Raw genomic sequence first — 13,903 nt, 5'->3', positions numbered from 1 at the left:
TCTTATACCTTCACTAGTGCAGGTGTATCTTCCAGACGGACAGATACAAGCCTGGAGACGCCGGATTCCTGCATGGTAACGCCATACAAGACATCTGCTTCCTCCATTGTACCTTTTCTATGCGTAATCGCAATGAACTGCGTCTTTTCACTGAATTGCTTCATATATTGCGCAAACCGGCTGACATTTGCATCATCCAGCGCTGCTTCTACTTCATCCAAAATACAGAATGGCACTGGCCGGACGCGCAAAATGGCGAATAACAATGCAATGGCTGTTAACGCCCGCTCGCCACCTGACAATAGACCTAGGTTTTGCAGTTTCTTACCTGGCGGCTGCGCAATGATATCAACGCCTGTCTCTAAAAGATTGCCGCTATCAGTCAGCTTCAGCTCCGCATGACCGCCGCCGAAGAGCGAACGAAATACTTCCGTGAATTCGGTTTTAATCTTCGTGAACACATCTTCAAATAACCGCTTCATTTCTTCGTCCATTTCTTCAATAACCGCAAGTAATGTCGCTTTTGCTTGATACAGGTCATCTTTTTGTTCCGTAAGGAAGCTGTATCTTTCATTGATGCGATCAAATTCCTCAATCGCACCTACATTGACAGTGCCCAGTTCCTGAATAGCGCGTTTAATCAGTTTTACTTGCGTTTGTGCACTCTCCATGTCTGCTGCTCTGCCGAATGTGGCCAATGCTTTTTCAAAAGTCAGTGAGTAGCTCTGCTGCAGATTCAACAGGCGGTTCTCCAGCTCCACATCTAGACGATTGGTGCGAACTTCCTGATCTTGTACTTGCTGTACTAGATTTTGATGCTGACGGTTAGCTTCTTTAACGTACAGCTCTTCTTGCTGCACCCACTCGTGCCGCTCCTGCCGTTCTGCTTTACGTTCTTCCACTAACGCGGTCGTCTGCTGCTTATGCTGCTGCTTCACTGTAATCAATTCGATAATCTCTTCTTCTGTCTGACCTTTCTCGCCGACTTCATTCATTTGCTGCAGTGTGCGCTGCTGCTCCTCGAATTTCTGCTTTGTCTGCTGAAGCTGCTCTGTCAGCTCGCCGATACGCTGCTCTTGGTTTTGGAGCTTTGTAAGACTTTCTGCTGAACGGATTTGAAGGGTTTGTTGTTCTTGCCGTTTTATTTCCTTCGTATCCTGCCATGCTTGATGTGCTTCCGTAAGCTCTTTGATTTCCTGCTGTATTTGCTGCAGCTGGCCATCCAAGTCAGCAAGCTCCTGCTGCAGCTGCTCCGTGCGCATTTCTACTTCTTTGCGTTCGTCGTCATACTGCGCATTGTCTTGGTCATACATCGTCAGGTTATCATTCGCATGCATAAAACGAATGCTCGTCTCTGTAAATGCTGCTTGTAATACCTGCTCTGTTTCTTGCAGCTGTTTCATTTGCTGCCGAATTTCTTCTGAAGAAGTCTCGACTTGCTGCAGCTCTTCCTTCAGCTGTGATACTTTGCGTTCAAACACTTCTGTACGAGCCTGAAAATCAGCAAGTTTCTCTGTGACTTCCTGCATTTCTTTTTCTCTCGTGAATAAAGACTGTCCACTCCGCTTTTGGGCGCCTCCTGTCATAGAACCGCCAGGATTCACCACATCACCAGTTAACGTTACGATTCGGTAACGTCTGCCCAATGCAGCTGCAATCGCATTTGCGTGCTCCAGATTTTCTGCGATGACGACATTACCGAGCAGGAAATCAACAGCACGCTTGTACGCTTCATTTACTTGTATTAAATCAGCTGCAATACCGATAAAGCCTTCACGGTTTATTGCATTCTGCAGCACATTGGATGGAATTTGCTTTGGTTGGATAGAACCAAGCGGCAAAAATGTCGCCCTTCCGTTATGCGTCTGCTTCAGCCAATTAATAGCTTGGCGCGCACTCGCTTCATTGTCGACCACAATATGCTGGGCTTGGCCTCCTAAAGCCGTTTCCATAGCTGTCACGTACTCATTTGGTACATCAATTAGTTCAATGACAGCTCCTTCAATGCCTTCCAGCTTTTGTTCTTGACGCGCTTTGAGCACCGCTTTTACACCTTGGAAAAATCCTTGGAACTCCTCTTTCATTTCCTGCAGCATTTCCTGCTTGGAACGGAGCTTTTCAATATGCTGGTAGCCGGTGTACAGTTTGCTTTGTGCATCCTGATATTGCTCCCGTTTTTTTGCCGATTCACCGCGCAGTGCTTCTTCCCGGTCCTCCGCTTGTTTCCTGCTCGCAGTTGCTTCTTCCAAACGAACTGCTAGTTCTTCCCGCTTTGCTTCTATTTCATCGCGATTTTGAACGACATCTTTATACTTTGTCTGCTGGCGGTCTTTTTTCGCTTCTATAGCTGCAATTTGCTGTTTTAGTGAGTTTGTTTCATTCCGTTTGGCAGCTTGCTCGTTCAGTAAGTCAATATACTCACTTTTCTTTTCTTCAATTTGTTCACTCAAATCTTCTTGTGTACGCGACAGCAATTTGTCCAAATTCCGCAGTTCTGATTTGATTGTTTTATTCTCGCTCTCTAACGCCGTCAACACCGACTGCTCCTGCTCGAGCTGCAGTGTTTGATGCGCAAGGGTGACGCTAAGCTGTTCAGTATCTTTTTCCAGCTTATCTTTATTCTCAGCTAAATGCTTGGAACGTTCATTTAACAGCTGCTTTTTCCCTTCCAAGTTCTCAAGCTCTTGGGTTACGATAAGCAAGGATGCTTGAAGTTCATCGATAGATGCATCCAAAGCTTGGAGCTCACTCTTTTCAGCCTCCAGCAGCTGTTCCTTTTGATTGATTTCCTGCTGTTGGCTTTGAAGAACAGACTTGTTGCTTTCCAGTTCTTCCAGGACAGTTTTCCATTCTTTATGTAGTTGTTCTATTTCTGCTACAAGCAGTCCAATTTCAACATCTTTGAGCTGCGCTTTTTTCTCCAAATAATCTTTGGCGATTGTTGCTTGTTCACGCAGCGGCTCCAGCTGTCCCTCAATTTCAAATGTAATATCTTCTACTCGGTTCAAGTTTTCCTGGGTTTCAGCTAGCTTATATTCTGCTTTTTTCTTCCGCTGTTTGTATTTGAGCACACCGGCAGCTTCTTCAAAAATGGAACGTCTTTCTTCCGGTTTGGAGCTTAAAATCTCCTCTACTTTACCTTGACTGATAATAGAAAAGGCTTCTCTTCCCAGTCCGGAGTCCATAAACAAGTCGACGATATCCTTCAGCCGGCAGCTTTGGTTGTTGATCAAAAACTGACTTTCTCCAGAACGGAACACCCGTCTGGTCACACTCACTTCCTGATACTCCAGCGGTAATGTCTGATTTGCATTATCCAATACGAGTGTTACTTCTGCTACATTGAGCGCCTTTCTCGTATCACTGCCTTGGAAGATAATATCCTCCATTTTGGATCCGCGTAAGGACTTGGCTGATTGCTCACCCAGCACCCAGCGAATGGCATCAGTAATATTACTTTTCCCGCTGCCGTTTGGTCCAACCACAGCTGTAACACCTGGTACAAAATCAAGTGTGACTTTCTCAGCAAATGATTTGAATCCTACGGTCTCTAATCGTTTCAGGAACATATTCATTCTCCTATATAAAAGCATTTCGCTTATTCTGCATTGTTGGTAATTTTTCTTTCGTTTTTAACTTATTTATTTTATCATAAACTAAAGGTACATAATAGGTATCAATTACGCGCAAAGGAGGCTGACCATGCAGCTTGAACAAGCATCAGAGGAGAATCTAGCAATCTTGATTAACACGATTGCTGACCGCCTCTCTGTCGTTAACCGCTCAATTATGCAGCCAGAAGATTATCAGCTGGAGAAGTACCAAGATATTAAAGATCTGTATGATCATATTGAATCGCAAGGACAACTCAGTGTGTATGAAACAGAAGCTTTCATCCAAGAACTGGCACGATACAGAAAGTAAAAACAGCTCAATCTAATCTGAGCGACCAACACTTCCGTTGATATGTCAGCCTTACGTTTTCCATACCTAGCTCAATAAAAAATCCGAATCAATATGAATTCTTGTTAAGAATTTACATCGGTTCGGATTTTCCTCTTATTATAGCACTTTCCCAAGCTTCGGCTCTTATGATTTCAAAACTTCCAATGCAATACGAGCAGCGTTTTGCTCCGCTTCTTTCTTAGTGCGGCCGACGCCTGTGCCTGCCAAGTCACCTTGAATTTTCAGTTCAGCTACAAATTCTCGGTTATGTGCCGGTCCTCTTTCGTCGACAATGGCATAGGTGATCAGCTTGTCCTTATCTTGCTGTACGACTTCCTGCAGTTTGCTCTTATAATCCATCGCATGTGAAAAAGCACCTTGGCTTATTTTAGGGAATACGATTCTGTCAAAGAACCGGAGTACCACTTCAAAATCCTGGTCCAAATACAACGCCCCGACAAATGCTTCAAAAACATCTGCCAAGAGTGCTGGACGCGTTCTGCCGCCAGTACGCTCCTCACCTTTGCCAAGCAAAACATAAGCCCCAAGATTCATCTCTTTCGCAAATAACACAAGGGACTCTTCCCTGACGATTGCTGCTCGGAGCTTGGTCATATTTCCTTCCGGCATATCAGGATAATGCTTGTACAGGAATTGTGAAACGCCAAGTTCAAGTACTGCGTCTCCTAGAAACTCCAATCGTTCATTATCCGTCTTCTTCAGGTGGCGATGTTCATTCACATAAGATGAATGGGTTAAAGCATTCTGCAACAAAGCTTCATCATGAAAGTAAATTTCTAGCTGCTCCTGCAGTTTTTGTAATGTCATACTGCTGTCCCCACTTTCCTAAATGGTGTGATAATGCGGAGAAAGCCCCGCCTAATTAAGCGGGACTTTCACCTATGCATCTTATTTAAATCTTACTGTTTGCTGTTTATGTAGTTTACAGCGTCACCAACAGTTGCGATTTTTTCCGCATCTTCATCAGAGATTTCCGTGTCGAATTGATCTTCCAATTCCATAACCAATTCCACTACATCAAGGGAATCTGCTTCTAGATCTTCTTTGAAAGAAGCTTCTAGTGTTACTTTGGATTCGTCTACATCAAGACGATCAATAACGATTTGTTTTACTTGCTCGAATACATCTGCCATAGGAAACTCACCTCCCTTCGTTATTATAGGACATTTTGTCCCGGAAAACTACAGGTTTTTTTATGGAATTACATTACCATACCGCCATCGATGTGCAGCGTCTGTCCTGTCATGTAATTGCTGTCCTCTGAAGCAAGGAATCGTACGACACGCGCAACGTCTTCCGGCTTACCAGGTTTGCCAAGCGGAATCATGCTTTGCATGGCTTGTTTCTGCTCTTCTGTCAGATCATCTGTCATATCCGTCGTAATAAATCCTGGCGCAACAGCGTTAACTAAAACATTACGAGCTGCCAATTCCTTTGCAGCTGTTTTGGTCAATCCGATAACTCCTGCTTTAGCCGCAACATAGTTCGCTTGTCCAGGGTTGCCGCTTACGCCCACTATGCTTGCCACGTTAATAATACGCCCAGCTCGCTGCTTCATCATCTGACGAGTAACCGCTTTTGTGCAAAGGAAAACACCCTTCAAATTCGTCTGAATAACAGCATCAAATTCTTCTTCCTTCATGCGCATTAGCAGATTGTCACGCGTGATACCAGCATTATTCACTAGTATGTCCAGACTTCCGAAAGCTTCAATCGTCTGCTTAACCATCGCTTTGACGCTATCTTCTTCGGCTACATTCGCTTGAATTACGATAGATTCCTGCCCTAGCGCGCGGATTTCTTCTGCAACAGCTTCGGCTTTTTCTTTGCTGCCAGAATAGTTAACTGCCACATTCGCACCTTTGCGTGCAAGCTCTAATGCGATTTCTCTGCCAATTCCACGGGATGCACCTGTTACAAGTGCTGCTTTGCCTGTTAACATTATGCTTCCTCCTTATACCACGTCAAGAAAGCCTGCAATGTTTCAGGATCTTGTACGTTGAAAGTTGTTGTGCGACGGTTGATTTTTTTGACAAGACCGCTTAGTACTTTGCCGTTTCCTATTTCTACAATTGCATCCAGGTTATCATCCTGCAGCATATGTACAACTGTCTCTTCAAATCGTACAGGAGAGTATAGCTGCTCAATGAGAAGCTGTTCAATATCTTTGTGATCTTGCACTTTGTTTGCCGTTACATTGGCATACACCGGGATAGAAGCATCTGTCTTTTCTACTTCTTTCAAGACAGAACCAAACTCCTCAGCCGCTTCTTTCATCAATCGAGAATGGAACGGTCCGCTCACATTCAGTGGCAGCACACGCTTGGCACCTGCTTCCTTCAGCAAAGGTTCCGCAAGCTCAATGCCTTTTTTCGTACCGGAAATAACTACTTGGCCTGGGCAGTTGATATTGGCCGCATCAACAACCTCATTATGCGTATCATTGACTGTTTGGAGAACGGTCTGAATTTCTTCTGCTCCAAGTCCAAGCACCGCTGCCATAGAGCCTTGCCCAGCTGGATAAGCTTTCTCCATGAGCTGTCCACGCTTGTTGACGAGCACTGCGGCATCTTCTGCAGAGAGTACACCAGCAGCAACTAGCGCACTGTACTCACCTAAGCTATGACCTGCTGTAACAACTGGTCGAACGCCTTCGTTTTGCAATACTTGATAAATTGCTGCACTTGTCAATAACAGCGCAGGCTGTGCATTTTCTGTCTTTGTCAGTTCTTCAGCCGGTCCTTCAAACATTAAAGGTGTAATCGGCTGCGGAAGCAATTCATCTGCAGCTTGGAAAAGACTTTTGACTTCCTGATATTCATTGTACATTTCCTGTCCCATGCCTACTGCTTGGGAGCCTTGCCCCGGAAATACAAATGCTACTCTTTTCACTTATACTTCCTCCTCATCCGTCTTGATTTGCTTAATCGTATCTTCAATAATTCCTGTTACATTTTTTTCTGCCATTTGTTTTGTTTGCTTGATTGCTACTTGGATTGCTCGTGCGTTAGAAGAGCCATGTGCCTTTACAACTGGTGCTCCTAATCCGAACAGCGCCGCTCCCCCGTATTCTGCATATTCGGTGCTGGCTTTAATTTCTTTCAGCTGCGGCTTCATCATCCCTGCTGCAAGCTTGGTTTTCATATTTTGCAAAAAAGCTTTTTTCATCATAGAGAAAAACATGGAGGCCGTACCTTCAATTGTTTTTAAAGCAATATTCCCGCTGAAGCCATCTGTCACAACTACATCAAAATCACCCGATAGAAAATCGCGGCCTTCTACATTACCGACAAAATTAATTGGTGCTTGACTAAGAAGTTCGAACGCCTTCTTCGTTAAATCATTGCCTTTTCCGTTTTCAGCACCTACATTCAGCAGTCCTACTCGCGGATTGTCGATACCGCGGACTTTTTCTGCATAAATGGAACCCATTACCGCATACTGCAGCAAATGCGTTGCTTTCGCATCAATGTTCGCTCCAACATCAAGCAATACAAACCCTTTTCCATCAACTGTCGGCAGCGTGGGGGAGAGCGCAGGGCGCTCAATTCCTTTGATTCTCCCGACAACCATGAGTCCCGCTGTCATTAGCGCACCTGTATTACCCGCTGATACACAGGCATCAGCACGTCCTTCTTTCACTTCTTGCGCTGTCAGTACAAGCGAAGATTGCTTTTTGCGCCGGATAGCACGCACTGGTTCATCGTCTGCCGTAATGAACTCCTCTGTATGTATAATTTGGATGTTCGACGGACGTACCTCGCCAAGATGCGGTTCGATCTTTTTCTGATCTCCAACAAGCGTCAGCTGTAAAGAGGCGTCCTCTGTAGCTGCGAGTACGGCACCTTTGACAATTTCTTCTGGTGCGTGATCTCCGCCCATTGCATCAATTGCGATTCGCATAACTTAATTCCCTTCTTTGACGCTCGAGCGAAACATCTCGAACGTACCTTTGAATACTTGTTCTTGATCTACAGCACTTTCTACTTCAATAACTGTTCGTTTTCGATCCTGACGAATGACTTTCGCCTTGGCAACCACTCGTTCATGCAGTTTTACTTGTCTCGTAAATGTAATCTCCGAATGAAATGTCAGCGCCAGCGGATCATCTATCAGGGCAACAGCCAAAGAATTCGCCTGCGCAAACAAGTGATGACCTCTAACAATTTGATTTCGTGTAAATACATGCTCTGGTTTAATATCTAATATACTTATTGCCCGTTCATCAAGCTCTAAATCAATAATCTCACCAATTACTTCATCGATATTGATAGATTTAACGGTTTCATCCCATTGGGAATTAGCAACATGCTTAATCCGTTCCCTCAGTTCTGGTATTGTCAGCTCCATCCGGTCCAGCCGGATTGTCTGAATACTGACACCAAACTTTTTGGCCAATTCCTCGTCTGTAATGAACGGTGTATGTTCAATTGTTTGCCGTAACAAGTCCTGTCTGTCTTTTTTGCTTCTTCTCATTTCTCCACCGCCAAAATTAAGACTAGGTACTAAAGGTAATATATAATAGCAGGCTTTAAATTGCAACAGCCGTTTTTAGTCAAGCACTTCCCCATTCAATGCAAACTGGGCATCTAAAGCTTCTAATAACATGCGATAATCCGGATCGTTTTCCAGTTTTTCTTCGGCAATGATCTCTTCTGCATCCTTTCGTGCAGTTTCCAATGCACGATAGTCATGCACCATGTCCGCTACTTTAAATTCCGGGATACCGCTTTGCTTTTTACCAAAGAAATCACCAGGTCCGCGCAGCTGCAAGTCTTGCTCAGACAACTCAAATCCATTCGTTGTTTCCGTCATAATTCGCATCCGCTCTTTACCGATTTCTCCTTTTGGCTCCGCAATTAAAATACAATAGCTTTGTGCATCTCCGCGTCCAACACGCCCCCGCAGCTGGTGCAGCTGTGATAATCCAAAGCGTTCTGCGTCATAAATAATCATTAGCGTGGCATTCGGTACGTTAACTCCAACTTCGACAACCGTTGTAGAAACAAGAACTTGTGTTTCATTATCGGCGAATTCCTTCATTACAGCTTCTTTTTCATCTGGGTGCAGACGGCCGTGCATGAGTCCGACTCGAATGTCCGGTTCAAATACTGCTGACAGCATCTGATGAAGATCAACCGCATTCTGAATATCTAGCTTGTCCGATTCCTCGATAAGCGGACTAATTACATAGGCTTGATGCCCTGCTGCTACTTCTTTGCGGATAAAATCCAACACCCGATCCACCGTATTTTCTTTTACCCAGTACGTCTCAATTTCTTTACGGCCAGCCGGCATTTCGTCAATAGCAGAGACGTCCATATCGCCAAAAGCAGTAATTGCCAATGTACGCGGGATTGGTGTTGCAGTCATAAACAAAACATCCGGATGCAAACCTTTGTCTCGGAGTGTGCGACGCTGCTGCACACCAAAACGATGCTGCTCATCGACAATTGCCACAGCAAGCGCTTTGTAGTGGACTTCATCTTGAATGAGCGCATGTGTACCGACAACAATGTCAACTTCACCATTCGCTATCTGTTCGAGAACAGCTTTACGCCGTTTGCCTTTTACACTTCCTGTTAACAGTGCTACCGTCGCATATCCATCCAGCATAGCAGCCAATGATTGTGCATGTTGTTCAGCCAGTATTTCCGTCGGCACCATAATAGCACCTTGCTTCCCGGCAGTTACAGCGGCATACAGCGCAACTGCAGCAACTGCTGTCTTACCTGAACCTACATCTCCTTGCAGCAGACGATTCATGCGGTAAGCAGACCCAAGATCACGCATAATTTCTTTCAAAACACGCTGCTGGGCATTTGTCAGCTGAAACGGGAGCGTCGTTATAAAGTCTTTCACTTTTTCTTTGTCATAATACAAACTGCCGCCAGCACTTGCTTCCCGTTTTTTCTTCCGAATGAACTGCATTTTCAACTGAAAAAGCAAAAATTCTTCATACGTAAATCGCCGTCTGGCATGCGCAAGTGACTGCCTGTCTGCTGGAAAATGCATATGTTGAAGCGCTGTACGGCGATCAGGCAGTTTGTAACTCGTCAAAAATGTATTTGGGAGGATTTCTTTGATATCTGCTTCAAATTGGTTCAATGCTTGCTTGACGCTTTTTTGGAGCTGCCGCACTGTCACACTGCCCTTCACACCATAGACAGGCTGAATTGGCGTCATTTCATCGGCATCACCCAGCTTAAAATTGCTAACCGTAAGCTGCAGGCGGTGCTGGTCCCACTTGCCAGTCATCGTCACTCGCCGTCCGGGAAGCAGCTGTTTTTGCGCAAAGGCGCGATTGAACATAATTGCCTTCACAGCGACATTCTCTACAAGGAGTGTGACAGTCAGTCTATTTTTTTTACGACCGTAATACTGCACTTGGGCAGGTGAGGCGATTTCTCCTTCAATTGTCACTTTATCGTCGTGAATCAGTTCAGCTAGCGGCTGGACTTCGAAAACATCATAACGGTATGGCAGATGAAAAAGGAGATCTTCTACGGTGAAGATCCCCATATTCGCCAATCCTTCCGCAAGCCTATCACCGATTCCTTTTACTTGATTAACCGGTTGCTTCAGCACGTTTCTCACTCTTTCTCTTTAGTTATACCATTAATCATTTCTGCCAGTCGCCGTCCAGTCGGCGTAGCTGCCAAGCCGCCTTCTGCTGTTTCTCGAAGGGAAGATGGCATCGAACGCCCGATACGATACATCGCTCCGATGACTTCATCGCAAGGAATTCTGCTCGTAATGCCTGCCAGTGCCATATCAGCAGATACAATTGCGTTTGATGCTCCAGCAGCGTTCCGTTTTACACATGGAACCTCTACTAACCCAGCGACCGGGTCACATACAAGTCCAAGCATATTCTTTAACGTTATGGCAAATGCCTCGGAACTTTGTTCTGGTGTGCCGCCAGCCATTTCGACTACTGCTGCACTAGCCATTGCAGCAGCGGATCCGACTTCCGCTTGACAACCTCCTTCAGCCCCGCTGATGGAGGCATTGTTTGCTACCACAAACCCAAAAGCTCCTGCTGTGAACAGAAAACGGATCATTTGCTCGCGAGTCGGCTGCAGCCTTTCTTTAACAGCGAATAACGCTCCCGGCACACAACCTGCGCTTCCTGCGGTTGGCGTGGCACAAATCATTCCCATTGCGGCATTTACTTCATTCGTTGCCACAGCTTTACTTACGGCATCCAACAGCAGATGGCCTGAGAGCGTATTGCCTTTTTCCATATATTTCTGCAGCAATACAGCATCATTTCCGGTTAAGCCGGAATGAGACGTTACCCCTTGTAAACCACGCTCCACAGCTTCTTCCATGATTACTAAATTTCGCTCCATCTGTCCCATCACTTCCTCACGAGAGCGCTGATGGACATCCATCTCCTGGCGAATCATCACTTCCGAAATAGATATGCTATCCGCCTTTGCTTGTTCAATCAATTCCGCTACGTTGCGAAACATGTTCATTCCTCCTGTCAGCTCATCAAACGAGACACACGGTTGATATGCGATGCTTGCTCCAAGTCTTTCATCACATTGTCCTCGACATTTTGGTCCGTCTCAATTACCATTAACGCGTCTTTCCCGACATCTTTTCTGGAAACTTCCATATGCGCAATGTTAATCTCATGCATTGCTAAAATTTGAGTTACCGAAGCAATTGCACCAAAACGATCATTATGCATAATCAAAATAGCTGGCTTATTGCCTGACATACGCAGTTCAAAGCCGTTCAGTTCCGTAATCTCAACTTTTCCGCCGCCAATAGAAACACCGACGAGCTCCATGCTGCTGTCATCTGTTCCTAGCTTTACTCGTGCTGTGTTCGGGTGTTCTGTAGCTGCTGTATCTTCAATGAATTCAATTCTCATATTTTTCTGCTTCGCAGTTTCTAACGCGAACCTGATTCGATCATCATCTGTATCGTAGCCTAAGAGACCGCCGACAATCGCCAAATCAGTTCCATGTCCTCGATATGTCTTCGCAAACGAGCCATACAAGTGAACAGCTGCCCACGTTGGTTCTTTTCCGAAGATAAGGCGCGCTGCTCGGCCGATACGCGCAGCACCAGCAGTATGCGAACTAGATGGACCGACCATCACCGGTCCGATAATATCGAATACGGATTGGTATTTCATAGGCTCACTCCTCTTTCTTTACTCTTTTATCTATTTTAGCATGTATTCAAGCATGCAGCACACATATGTTCCTACTGCAAACAATGAAAAAAGCTCCTGCAGCAGGAGCTTTCCCCTTCCTTATTCAACTGCAACAAGATACGTATATACAGGCTGATTGCCGTCATGTATCTCTAGTTCTGAATCCGGAAACTCTTCTTCTACAAGTGATTCTAATCGCTCACTAGAAGCACTTGCATCGTCACCGCGAATGATTGTAATTAATTCATCTTCTTCATCGACCATCTTGCGCAGGAGCAGCTCTAAGGCTTCCTCCGCATCGGAAGCAGCAGATATAATCTTCCCTTCCAAGATAGCGATATATTGTCCTTCTTTAATATTGACGCCTTCAATCGTCGTGTCTCGTACTGCATGCGTTACTTGGCCGGATTTCACCTGCGTCATTGCATCCTTCATAGCAGCTGCATTTTGATCAGCTGCTTGTGTTTCGTCATAAGCAAGCAGTGCGCGCATTCCTTGAGGGATTGTTTTCGTAGGGATGACAAATGCATGTGTATCTGCCATTTCAGCTGCTTGCTCTGCAGCCATCGTGATATTCTTGTTATTCGGTAATATATAAACAGCATCAGCATTTGCTTCCTGAATGGCATCTGCAATATCCTGTGTGCTCGGATTCATTGTCTGACCGCCCGAAATAACAACATTCGCACCTAGGCTTTCAAACAATGCTTTCACACCATCGCCCATCGCAACTGTTACAATACTATGCTGTTTGCGCTCTTTTGCTGTTTCTTTCTTGCCAACAATCGCCGCATGCTGTTCTCGCATATTTTCGATTTTCATATTAATTAAGCTGCCGTATTGCTGGCTGTATGTCATTACATCGCCAGGAAATTCCGTATGAATATGCACTTTTACAACGTCTTCATCTGCCACTACGAGCAAAGAATCTCCGCGTTCATTTAATTCCTCACGATAAGCCTGCTCATCGAAAGGATGCTCCTGCAGCTTGTCCGATTCGAGCTTTACCATAAACTCTGTGCAATAGCCGAACGTGATATCCGCTGTATCCAGGAAGTCCTGTGCCTGCTTGTGATGCTCGGCACTAACTAGGTTATCCATGCTGCCATGCTGCACAGCTTCCGGCAGTTCTTCGCCTGTGAGTGAAGCTAAGAATCCTTCATAGATGGTTACCAACCCTTGTCCGCCGCTGTCCACTACGCCAACTTCCTTCAAAACAGGCAGCAAGTCAGGCGTTCGGCTAAGGCTTTGCTTCGCAGCTTCTACCACATAACGGAACAATTCCACCGGGTCTGCTTCTGTTCGTGATTTTTCAACTGCAGCTGCTGCTGCGTCTTTTGCCACTGTCAGAATCGTGCCTTCTACTGGTTTCATGACAGCTTTATATGCTGTCTTCGTGCCAGCATCTAACGCATTAGCGAACTGACCAGCCGTTAATTCACTTTTACCTTCAAGTGCTTTACCAAAACCTCTGAACAGCTGGGAAAGGATGACACCGGAATTACCGCGTGCTCCCATTAATAATCCTTTAGCAAACGAAGCTGCTATTTGACCGACTTCCTCGCTGTCTGTCTCCTGTACTGCTTTCGCACCAGCTGTAATTGTTAAATTCATATTAGTACCTGTATCACCATCAGGCACAGGAAATACATTCAGTGCATCAATTGTGTTGGCATTATTCGATAAATGATGTGCACCTGTGAGCAGCATCGCTGAAAATGTCTTACTATCTATATGTCGAACACTCAAACTGTTTCCTCC

12 protein-coding genes are annotated in these 13,903 nt (G+C 45.3%); 1 reads left to right on the top strand and 11 read right to left on the bottom strand.

Annotation, left to right across the window (positions count from 1 at the left end):
- Positions 1-2: 2 nt before the first annotated feature.
- A complete protein-coding gene (gene smc / locus KS242_RS07850) occupies positions 3-3,569 on the bottom strand; it encodes a chromosome segregation protein SMC (protein WP_217323813.1) in 3,567 nt (1,188 codons plus the stop codon).
- Positions 3,570-3,702: 133 nt separating this feature from the next.
- On the opposite strand from smc, the gene KS242_RS07845 reads away from it, so the two are divergent.
- Positions 3,703-3,924 carry a DUF1128 domain-containing protein gene (locus KS242_RS07845; RefSeq protein WP_077309642.1) on the top strand — a complete coding sequence of 74 codons (222 nt, stop codon included), beginning with the start codon at positions 3,703-3,705 and terminating at the stop codon, positions 3,922-3,924.
- Positions 3,925-4,089: 165 nt separating this feature from the next.
- Here KS242_RS07845 and rnc read toward each other — a convergent pair whose 3' ends face one another.
- From rnc to KS242_RS07795, 10 genes are all read right to left on the bottom strand, one after another.
- Positions 4,090-4,773, bottom strand: coding sequence for a ribonuclease III (rnc, locus tag KS242_RS07840; RefSeq protein WP_217323812.1), 684 nt, complete (start codon positions 4,771-4,773; stop codon positions 4,090-4,092).
- A gap of 92 nt (positions 4,774-4,865) precedes the next feature.
- The gene (gene acpP, locus KS242_RS07835; protein ID WP_077309647.1) at positions 4,866-5,099 is read right to left on the bottom strand and encodes an acyl carrier protein; all 234 of its coding nucleotides are present in this window, start codon (positions 5,097-5,099) and stop codon (positions 4,866-4,868) included.
- Positions 5,100-5,167: 68 nt separating this feature from the next.
- The gene (fabG, locus tag KS242_RS07830; RefSeq protein ID WP_217323811.1) at positions 5,168-5,908 is read right to left on the bottom strand and encodes a 3-oxoacyl-[acyl-carrier-protein] reductase; all 741 of its coding nucleotides are present in this window, start codon (positions 5,906-5,908) and stop codon (positions 5,168-5,170) included.
- Positions 5,908-6,858 carry an ACP S-malonyltransferase gene (gene fabD / locus KS242_RS07825; RefSeq protein WP_217323810.1) on the bottom strand — a complete coding sequence of 317 codons (951 nt, stop codon included), beginning with the start codon at positions 6,856-6,858 and terminating at the stop codon, positions 5,908-5,910. The genes fabG and fabD overlap by 1 nt, the downstream gene beginning before the upstream one ends.
- Positions 6,859-7,869: a phosphate acyltransferase PlsX gene (gene plsX / locus KS242_RS07820; protein WP_217323809.1), complete on the bottom strand. Its 1,011-nt coding sequence runs from the start codon at positions 7,867-7,869 to the stop codon at positions 6,859-6,861. It abuts the gene before it with no gap.
- 3 nt (positions 7,870-7,872) lie between these two features.
- Positions 7,873-8,442, bottom strand: coding sequence for a transcription factor FapR (gene fapR / locus KS242_RS07815; protein ID WP_217323808.1), 570 nt, complete (start codon positions 8,440-8,442; stop codon positions 7,873-7,875).
- Between the two features lie 75 nt (positions 8,443-8,517).
- A complete protein-coding gene (gene recG, locus KS242_RS07810) occupies positions 8,518-10,554 on the bottom strand; it encodes an ATP-dependent DNA helicase RecG (RefSeq protein ID WP_217323807.1) in 2,037 nt (678 codons plus the stop codon).
- 5 nt (positions 10,555-10,559) lie between these two features.
- Positions 10,560-11,444: an L-serine ammonia-lyase, iron-sulfur-dependent, subunit alpha gene (gene sdaAA / locus KS242_RS07805; RefSeq protein WP_097040362.1), complete on the bottom strand. Its 885-nt coding sequence runs from the start codon at positions 11,442-11,444 to the stop codon at positions 10,560-10,562.
- 14 nt (positions 11,445-11,458) lie between these two features.
- Positions 11,459-12,121 carry an L-serine ammonia-lyase, iron-sulfur-dependent subunit beta gene (gene sdaAB / locus KS242_RS07800; RefSeq protein WP_217323806.1) on the bottom strand — a complete coding sequence of 221 codons (663 nt, stop codon included), beginning with the start codon at positions 12,119-12,121 and terminating at the stop codon, positions 11,459-11,461.
- Between the two features lie 120 nt (positions 12,122-12,241).
- Positions 12,242-13,891 carry a DAK2 domain-containing protein gene (locus KS242_RS07795; RefSeq protein ID WP_217323805.1) on the bottom strand — a complete coding sequence of 550 codons (1,650 nt, stop codon included), beginning with the start codon at positions 13,889-13,891 and terminating at the stop codon, positions 12,242-12,244.
- Between the last annotated feature and the right edge of the window lie 12 nt (positions 13,892-13,903).

Origin of the sequence: Terribacillus sp. DMT04 (assembly GCF_019056395.1) — a bacterium.
Classification (GTDB): domain Bacteria; phylum Bacillota; class Bacilli; order Bacillales; family Amphibacillaceae; genus Terribacillus; species Terribacillus aidingensis_A.
This window is presented reverse-complemented; position numbering and strand designations above follow the sequence as displayed.

Bases quoted from the DNA above. Each gene is read 5' to 3' on its own strand.
- smc (WP_217323813.1), bottom strand. From the start codon at position 3,569: ATGTTCCTGAAACGATTAGAGACCGTAGGATTCAAATCATTTGCTGAG.
- fabG (WP_217323811.1), bottom strand. From the start codon at position 5,908: ATGTTAACAGGCAAAGCAGCACTTGTAACAGGTGCATCCCGTGGAATT.
- sdaAB (WP_217323806.1), bottom strand. From the start codon at position 12,121: ATGAAATACCAATCCGTATTCGATATTATCGGACCGGTGATGGTCGGT.
- plsX (WP_217323809.1), bottom strand. From the start codon at position 7,869: ATGCGAATCGCAATTGATGCAATGGGCGGAGATCACGCACCAGAAGAA.
- rnc (WP_217323812.1), bottom strand. From the start codon at position 4,773: ATGACATTACAAAAACTGCAGGAGCAGCTAGAAATTTACTTTCATGAT.
- sdaAA (WP_097040362.1), bottom strand. From the start codon at position 11,444: ATGTTTCGCAACGTAGCGGAATTGATTGAACAAGCAAAGGCGGATAGC.
- fapR (WP_217323808.1), bottom strand. From the start codon at position 8,442: ATGAGAAGAAGCAAAAAAGACAGACAGGACTTGTTACGGCAAACAATT.
- KS242_RS07845 (WP_077309642.1), top strand. From the start codon at position 3,703: ATGCAGCTTGAACAAGCATCAGAGGAGAATCTAGCAATCTTGATTAAC.
- acpP (WP_077309647.1), bottom strand. From the start codon at position 5,099: ATGGCAGATGTATTCGAGCAAGTAAAACAAATCGTTATTGATCGTCTT.